We start from the raw sequence: 6209 nt of genomic DNA on the forward strand, positions 1-6209 counted from the left end.
GGGCACGGCCGCGGGCAGCGCCGACGGCGGGTCGAGGTCAAGATCGAACCTGCGCCCCGCCGGGCTCGGCGTGACAGCGGCGTGCAGCACCGCGTTCGTCACGACCTCGGAGACGAGCAGGCAGGCCAGGTCGGCCTGGTCCGGGTCCATGTGCCACGCGGCGAACGTGCTGGCCGCGACCCGGCGCGCCTCGGAGACCATGATCGGCTCGGCGGGGAAGGTCCGCTCGGCCGAAGCGAGCTCCTCAGGCGAGGAACGGAGCACCAGGATCGCCATGTCGTCGTCGATGTCACCGGGCACGGCGTTCTCGGCGGCCAGCGCGAGCGTACCCGCGCCGCCTTCTGCCGCCCCGCTGCTCGCCGCGGCGAGGATCGCGTCCCGCAGCATGGCGACCGCCTCGGCCTCGGTGTAGTGCCCGGGGCCGTCCTCCCTGGACCGCCGGTCGGTCAGCCCGTCCGTATACAGCACGAGCGCGGCGCCGGACGGGAGCTTGACCGTCTGCTCCTTGTACGTGGGCAGCCCCCTGATGCCCCGGCCGCGCACGCCGAGCAGCACCCCCTTGTGCCGGACCTCGAGCGGCTTGACCGCCCCGCCCGAGGCCATCAGCGGCGCCGCGTGCCCGGCGTTCGCGAAGGTCAGCTCACGGGACCACGCGTCGTAGATCATGTAGATGCAGCTGACCGTCGGCGGGTCGCCGCCGGCGCCGGCCGGCGCCGTGGACCGGACCCACTCGTCCAGCTTGCGCATGATGTCCGCGGGCGCCTGCTCGTCCTGGGCGTAGGCGCGCAGCGCGGCGCGGAGCTGCCCCATGGTGGCCGCGGCCCGCGGGCCACGGCCCTCCACGTCCCCGATGACGAGCCCGACCCGGCCGGCCGCGAGCGGGATGATGTCGTACCAGTCGCCGCCGACCTGCGTCTGGATTCCCTGTCCCTGGGTCTCGAGCGGCTTGGCCGGCACGTAGCGGAACGCGACCTCGAGCCCGTCGAGTTCCGGCACTTCCTGCGGCAGCAGGCTCTGCTGGAAGGCGAGCGCGGTCTGCCGCTCCGCCTCGAACAGCATGGCGTTGTCGATGGCCACGGCGACCCGGCTGGCGATCGCGCCGACCAGGTCGCCGTCGGCCAGGTCGTAGTGCGGGTCAGGACGGTCGGTGAGTCTGGACAGCGCCAGCGCCATCACGCCGAGCAGTTCCCCCCGCGCGCAGAGCGGCGAGGCGAGCACCGACGTCAGTCCTGCCTGGTCGGCCGCCGACATGGACTCCTCGCTCGGCGCCGGATAGTACTCGGCGTGCAGGTCAGGAACGACGACCGTCTCGAGCCGCTCCATCGCCTGCTGCATGAAGTGGCCGGCCGGGTAGGAGACGGGCTCGCCGACCCCCGCCCAGGTGCCCGCCGCGGGCTCCCAGCTGCCTGCGTGCGTCATGACCCGCCTGACGAGCTTGTCGCCGCTGATCAGGTCGATGAAGCAGTGGTCGGCGAACTGCGGGACGAGGATCTGCGCGACGTGCCGCAGCGTCGTGTCCAGCTCCAAGGACCCGGCCAGCCGCTCGCCGATCCGCTCGAGCAGCCGCACCCAGCCCTGCTCCCGTTGCGCGTCCCGGCGGCCGGCCTCGGTGACCATGATCACCATGCCGCCGATGTCGCCTGACGAGTGGCGCAGCGGGGAGGCGAGCACCCGGAGGAAGACCAGCGTGCCGTCGCCACGAGACCCGGTGAACGTCCCTTCCCAGGTCATCCCGCTCAGCACCTGCCGGGAGAGTTGGGCCGCCTTCGGCAGGTCCCCGTCAGGGATGAACCCGAGGGCGTGCAGTGGCTGGCCCGCGATCTTCGAGGCGTCGGAGGGGAGCCGCAGCAGCGCGGCGACGTGCTCGTTGGCGAACAGCACGTTGCCCTGCCGGTCAGCGACAATGACGCCGATCTCGGCCTGGCGCAGGACAAGCTCAGCCGACAGATCCGAATCGAAGACGCCCTCGTTCCAGCGCGCCATGGTCACGCTCCGGTCACTGAACTAATCGCTGCCTAACTCCCTGGACACGAAAACGTGCGCGGCGACGTCGGCGGGCAAGTCGGCAGGCGCCACCGCGCCTGCGCTGTCGGCGTCCGTGTCGTCCGCGTCCCCACCGGCCCCATCAGCCGTCCCGCCGAACACCCGGACTCCGCCTTCAACCGCCCCGAGCAACACCTCGCGTCCGGGTTGTATCCCGGCGCGCTTCAGTTTAAGCATCAGAACGAGATCACTTTGAACATGCTCAGTAATTCTGGTAACAATGGCCCGTACATCCCCAGCACTACCGCGCACCACGTCGGTCATGGGCTCGTCGGGCTTGGCCTGGTAGCCGGCCGCGGCCTCGCCGGCGACGAGCTCGTCGAGACCGGGGATCACGTTCCCGTGCGGGCACCGGTCGGGCCGGTGGAGCAGCTCGTAGATGCGCCGCTCCACGTTTTCCGACATCACGTGCTCCCAGCGGCAGGCCTCGATGTGCACCTCTTCCCAGGGCAGCTGGATCACGCTGACCAGCAGGCACTCGGCCAGCCTGTGCTTGCGCATCACCCGGGTCGCCAGCATCCGGCCGGTGTCGCTGAGCGCGAGCTGCCGGTCGCCCGCCAGGTGCAGCAGGCCGTCCCGTTCCATCCGCGCCACGGTCTGGCTGACCGTCGGGCCTGACTGGGAGAGCCGCTCCGCGATCCGCGCGCGCAGCGGGACGATTCCCTCCTCCTCCAGTTCGAAAACGGTGCGGAGGTACATCTCCGTCGTGTCGATAAGCCCATGGGCAGTCACTGAACTTCCTCCTGACAGTGATGCTACGCGCTCACGCGACCACCCTTGGAAACCTACGGTGAGAGCCGTTCTATGCCCCAGCCGGCACCCGAGTCCGCCACGGCCTCCGACCGCCGGTACCGCAGCCGGTCGTGCAGCCGGTTCTGCCGGGACTGCCAGAACTCCACCGTGGCGGGGACGATCAGGTACCCGCCCCAGAAGTCGGGCATCGGCACCTCGGTGCCTTCCGGCCACCGCCGGGACAGCTCGGCGACCCGCGAGTCAAGTTCCTCCCGCGACTCGAGCACCCGCGACTGCCGCGACGCCCACGCGCCGATCTGCGACGTGTGCGCACGCGAATGGAAGTACGGCTCGCTTTCCTCCGTCGTCAGCGGGCGGACGCTGCCCTCCACGGTTACCTGCCGGCCCAGCGCGTACCAGGGGAACACCGCGCAGCAGCGCGGATCGGCCGCCAGGTCATTCCCCTTCCTGGACGTGCGGTTGGTGTAGAAGGTGAAGCCGTCGCGGTCGTGCGCCTTGAGCAGCACGGTCCGCGCGTGCGGGCGTTCCCCCATCGTGGCCAGCACCATCGCGTTCGGCTCCGGCAGCCCGGCGGCGACGGCGTCGTCGAACCAGCGCGCGAACTGCTTCATCGGCGAGGCGTCAAGCATCTCCGGAGTTAGCGTCGTGTCCATAAGTGACGATCTTTACACGCGGCCGGACTACCGCGGCCAGAGCCGCGGAGGTTGAATGAACCCACAATCCTTAGAGGTACATACCAATTGTGCCGGCCTGGCGTGCCAGACCCCCTACCGGGAGGGAAAACGCTGATGTCTGACTTCAAGCCTGGTCTCGAAGGCGTCGTGGCCTTCGAAACAGAGATCGCCGAACCCGACAAGGAAGGCGGCTCGCTCCGGTACCGGGGCGTGGACATAGAGGAACTCGCCGGGCACGTGTCCTACGGCCACGTGTGGGGCCTGCTGGTCGACAACTCCTTCCGGCCAGGCCTGCCGCAGTCCGGGCCGCTGCCGCTGGCCACGCGCACCGGCGACGTGCGCGTCGACGTGCAGAGCGCGGTCGCCGCGCTCGCCCCCGCCTGGGGGCTGCGCCCGCTGATCGACATCACCGCGGAAGAAGCGCGGGACACCCTCGCACGGGTCAGCGTGCAGATGCTGTCGTTCGTCGCCCAGTCGGCCCGCGGCGCCGACCTGCCCGCCGTCCCGCAGAGCCGGGTAGACGAGGCCAGCACCGCGGCCGAGGCCTTCATGATCCGCTGGCGCGGCGAGCCCGACCCGCGGCACGTGAAAGCGGTGGACACCTACTGGACCTCGGCCGCCGAGCACGGCATGAACGCCTCCACGTTCACCGCCCGGGTAATCGCCTCCACCGGCGCGGACGTCGCCGCCGCCATGTCCGGTGCGGTCGGCGCGCTGTCCGGCCCGCTGCACGGCGGTGCGCCTGCCCGCGTGCTGCACATGATCGAGGACGTGGAGCGCGCCGGCGACGCCGAAGGCTACGTGAAGTCGGTCCTTGACCGCGGCGACCGCCTGATGGGCTTCGGCCACCGGGTCTACCGGGCCGAGGACCCGCGCGCCAGGGTGCTGCGGCGCACCGCCAAGGAACTCGGCGCGCCACGCTACGAGGTCGCGCTCGCGCTGGAGAACGCGGCGCTGACCGAACTCCGGGCGCGCAGGCCGGACCGGGTGCTCGAGACCAACGTCGAGTTCTGGGCGGCGATCGTGCTCGACTTCGCCCAGATTCCCGCGGAGATCACGCCGTCGATATTCACCTGCGCCCGCACCGCGGGCTGGGCGGCGCACATCCTGGAGCAGAAGCTGACCGGCCGCCTCGTCCGCCCGTCCGCCCGCTACGTCGGCCCGAGCGCCCGCCCGGTGCGCGACGTGCCCGGCGCCGCTGAAGTGCTCGACCGCCAGGTCTAGCGTTACGCTGGGCTGGTGACCAGCATCATCATCCCCGGCGAGCTGAAACCGCGGGACGGCAGGTTCGGCAGCGGCCCTACCAAGGTGCGGCCGGCGCAGGCTGCCGCGCTGGCCGCCGCCCCCGAACTTGGCACATCGCACCGTCAGCCGCCGGTGCGGTCGGTCGTGCGGCGGATCCGCTCCGGCCTGGCTGAGCTTTTCGGTCTTCCGAACGGGCACGTGGTGGCTCTCGGCAACGGAGGCACCCACGCCTTCTGGGACGCCGCCACGTTCGGACTGGTCAGGGAACGATCGCAGCACCTGTCGTTCGGTGAGTTCTCGGCCAAGTTCGCTACTGTCACGGCGCGCGCACCCTGGCTGAAGGAGCCTTCGGTCATCGCCACGGAGCCTGGCACCCACCCGCTGCCCCGCGCGGAAGCGGGTGTTGACGCCTACGCGCTGACCCACAACGAGACTTCCACCGGAGTGTGGATGCCGGTCCGCCGCGCGCCGGGCGCGGACGACGGGTCGCTGGTGCTCGTGGACGCGACCAGCGGCGCCGGGGCGCTGCCGGTAGACCCCGCGGAATTCGACGCCTACTATTTCGGCCCGCAGAAGGTGTTCGGCGCCGACGGCGGCCTGTGGATCGCGCTGCTGTCCCCCGCCGCGCTCGAGCGGATCGACGAAATCGGTACGAGCGGCCGGTACATCCCCGACTTTCTCAACTTGCGGATCGCGGTGGAGAACTCCGTCAAGGACCAGACCTACAACACGCCGTCGGTCGCGACGCTGTTGCTGTTCGCCGCCCAGGTCGACTGGCTGCTCGAACAGGGCGGCCTGGCGTGGTCAGAGGCACGCGCGAATTCCTCCGCCCGGATCCTTTATGACTGGGCGGAGGCCTCAGCTTTCGCGACACCGTTCGTGGCCGACCCGGCGATGCGTTCCCCCGTGGTGGGCACGATCGACTTCAGTGACGAGATCAGCGCCGACGCGGTGGCCGACGTGCTGCGGCAGAACGGCATCGTGGACACCGAGTCGTATCGCAAGCTGGGCAGGAACCAGCTGCGGATCGGCATGTTCCCGGCGGTCGATCCCGATGACGTGGCCGCGCTGACCGTGTGCGTCGACTACGTGGCCGAGCGCCTCACGTTAGTGCGTGACAGCGCCGACGATCACGACGGCAAGCAGCAGCGCGAGCACCGCGGGCAAGAGCCAGCGGGGAACTCTGTTCATGGAGTCAGCGTATGAGGCTGTTCGTCGGCGTGGCGCCACCGCCCGCTGTCCTGGACGACCTGGACGCGGCATGCGCGCCGCTGCGCCCGCCGCGCGACGACCTGCGGTGGACGAACCGCCCCGCCTGGCACATCACCCTCGCCTTCCTCGGCGAGGTCACGGACCTGAGCCTGACCCGGCTGCTGCCCCGGCTGGAACGAGCTGCGTGGCGGCACCGCGCGGTCACCCTCAGCCTGGCCGGCGCCGGCGCGTTCCCGAAGCCCGCCAGGGCGAACGTGCTGTGGACCGGAGTCACGGGCGACC

Annotated in this window: 6 protein-coding genes; 3 read left to right on the plus strand and 3 right to left on the minus strand. The window is 70.7% G+C overall.

Annotated elements, in window-relative coordinates:
* The 3 genes from WA805_RS04335 to pdxH all read right to left on the minus strand — a co-directional run.
* On the minus strand, positions 1-1983 hold a 1983-nt coding region (locus tag WA805_RS04335; RefSeq protein ID WP_425241692.1), incomplete at its 3' end, for a SpoIIE family protein phosphatase.
* Positions 1984-2004: 21 nt separating this feature from the next.
* Positions 2005-2775: a metal-dependent transcriptional regulator gene (locus WA805_RS04340; RefSeq protein WP_422339925.1), complete on the minus strand. Its 771-nt coding sequence runs from the start codon at positions 2773-2775 to the stop codon at positions 2005-2007.
* A 53-nt stretch (positions 2776-2828) separates the two neighbouring features.
* The gene (gene pdxH, locus WA805_RS04345; RefSeq protein ID WP_422273403.1) at positions 2829-3449 is read right to left on the minus strand and encodes a pyridoxamine 5'-phosphate oxidase; all 621 of its coding nucleotides are present in this window, start codon (positions 3447-3449) and stop codon (positions 2829-2831) included.
* Between the two features lie 135 nt (positions 3450-3584).
* On the opposite strand from pdxH, the gene WA805_RS04350 reads away from it, so the two are divergent.
* From WA805_RS04350 to thpR, 3 genes are all read left to right on the plus strand, one after another.
* Entirely contained in the window at positions 3585-4694 is a 1110-nt protein-coding gene (locus tag WA805_RS04350; protein ID WP_424562380.1) for a citrate synthase 2, read from the plus strand.
* Between the two features lie 15 nt (positions 4695-4709).
* Entirely contained in the window at positions 4710-5921 is a 1212-nt protein-coding gene (gene serC / locus WA805_RS04355; protein ID WP_425241693.1) for a phosphoserine transaminase, read from the plus strand.
* A partial coding sequence (gene thpR / locus WA805_RS04360; protein ID WP_425241694.1) for an RNA 2',3'-cyclic phosphodiesterase occupies positions 5918-6209 on the plus strand: 292 nt, incomplete at its 3' end. The genes serC and thpR, both read left to right, overlap by 4 nt.

Source organism: Trebonia sp. (genome assembly GCF_049794275.1).
In the GTDB taxonomy this organism is placed as follows: Bacteria; Actinomycetota; Actinomycetes; order Streptosporangiales; family Streptosporangiaceae; genus Trebonia.